This is a genomic window from Actinosynnema sp. (assembly GCF_052038725.1).
This window is the reverse complement of sequence record NZ_JBQGCX010000058.1, coordinates 1-1,800: the sequence shown is the minus strand read 5'-3', so window position 1 is coordinate 1,800 and position 1,800 is coordinate 1. Positions and strand designations below refer to the sequence as shown.

The following is a 1,800-nucleotide window of genomic DNA, read 5'->3' as shown; positions in this document are numbered from 1 at the left end:
GGGCGTGGCCGCGGGTCAGAGCGTGAGCGCCATCCCGATCGAGCCGGGCGCGGTCTCGGTGAAGCCGTGCTTGAGGTAGAGCGGGCGGCCGGGCGCGTCGGCCAGGAGGGTCACGAACGCGCCGGGCGGGGCGGCCTCGCGGATGCGCCGGAGCAGCGCCTCCTTGAGCTCGCCGCCGATGCCCCTGCCCTGGTGGTCGGGCAGCTCGGCCATGTCGACGACGTGGAAGTACCAGCCGCCGTCGCCGAGGACGCGGCCCATGCCGACGGTCCGGCCGTCCGCGTGCGTGACGTGGAAGGAGGCCCAGGCGCCGGGCAGGGCGGCGGCGGCCTGCTCGGGGGTCTTGGGCGACAGGCCGGACTCGGCGCGCAGGCGGAGGTAGTCGGCGACCGACGGCGGGGTCGGGTGGAGCTCGTAGTCCCGGTGCACGCGGTCAGGCTCCCACGGGCGCGGGTCCGCGGATTTCTCGACACGCCCGCCCGGCGGGATCGCGAGCCGGTCGCCGAGTGGCGGAGGACGATTCCGCAGTCCTTCTCCACGAAATGGCGGGCAGCGCGGGAAGAAAGCGCGGAACCGAAATCGGGCACACGCGCGGGAGCCCACCGGCACCACGCCGGACTCGCTGGCCCGGTCACCCACCGCCATCACGCTCAGTCAACGGCGACTTGCCCGACCGGGCACCGACCGGGCACCGCACCCGGACCGAATCCGCCCCAGGAGCGCACGTAGCACGGGTTGATGCCGACCAAGCACAGCTCAACCCCCTCAGCGCAGAGTGGCCCTCGTCACTCCACGCCGGTCACTTTTGGCAACAACACCAGTCCACGCGAGGTGACATCGAGCGCGCTTGACCCGATCACACCCGCCCGTGCAACCGAATGCAGCAGGGATATCTTTTCCGGGCACCCGGTGATTAGCCGGGAGTGGAACCGGCCCCACCCCGAGACGCTTGCCCGCACGTCCGGCAATGGTGAAGATGGAACGGTGGACCGCACCACGAACGCGAGTCGGACTCCGCGCGCACCCGAGATCCAGTCGGCCGTCGAGGACCTCGTGGTGGACCTGCCGGGCCGGGCCGGACGGGCGTTCCTGGTGGACGGACCACCCGGCTGCGGCAAGACGACGGCCCTGGGGCGGCTCGTCGACCGGGTCGCCGACGGGGACCACCTCGTGCTCACCGCCACCTGCACCCCGCCGGAGACGGGACTGCCGTTCGGGGTGCTCGACCAGCTGGTGGCCTCCCCCGGCGTGGCCGGGGTCGACCCGCGCCCGGTCGCCCGCCTCGGCGAGCTGCTCGCCCCGGCCGCGCGCCCGGTGGACGGGGCGGTGCCGCCCCGGCTCCACCACGCGCTGTGCGCGGCGCTGATCGCGCTGTCCGAGGCGGCGCCGCTGGTCATCGCGGTGGACGACGTCCGCCACGGCGACACCGCCTCGCTGCACGTGCTGCTGCAACTGGTGCACCGGCTGGACACCGCGCGGGTGCGGCTGCTGCTCACCGACGACCTGCTGCTGCCGTCGGGCTTCCCGCCGCTGCGCCACGAGCTGCTGCGGCTGCGCGGGCTCGGCCTGGTCCGGGTCGCGCCGCTGCCCACCGCCAGGGTGCGGGAGGAGGCGGTGCGCGCGGTCGGCGCGGACGTCGCCAAGCGGGTCGACTTCGCCGCGCTGACCGGCGGCAACCCGCTGCTGCTGCACGCGCTGGCGGAGGACGTGCTGGAGTCGGGCGAGCCGCGCGAGACCGGCTACGGCAACGCGTTCCTGTCCTGCCTGCACCGCAACGAACCCCTCTTCCCGGACACCGTG

Annotated in this window: 2 protein-coding genes; one reads left to right on the top strand and one right to left on the bottom strand. The window is 74.1% G+C overall.

Features of this window, described 5'->3' with window-relative positions; all coding sequences use genetic code 11:
• Positions 1 to 15 precede the first annotated feature (15 nt).
• Positions 16 to 429: a GNAT family N-acetyltransferase gene (locus ACTUAL_RS01155; protein WP_440898950.1), complete on the bottom strand. Its 414-nt coding sequence runs from the start codon at positions 427 to 429 to the stop codon at positions 16 to 18.
• A gap of 555 nt (positions 430 to 984) precedes the next feature.
• On the opposite strand from ACTUAL_RS01155, the gene ACTUAL_RS01150 reads away from it, so the two are divergent.
• A partial coding sequence (locus tag ACTUAL_RS01150) for an ATP-binding protein (protein WP_440898949.1) occupies positions 985 to 1,800 on the top strand: 816 nt, incomplete at its 3' end.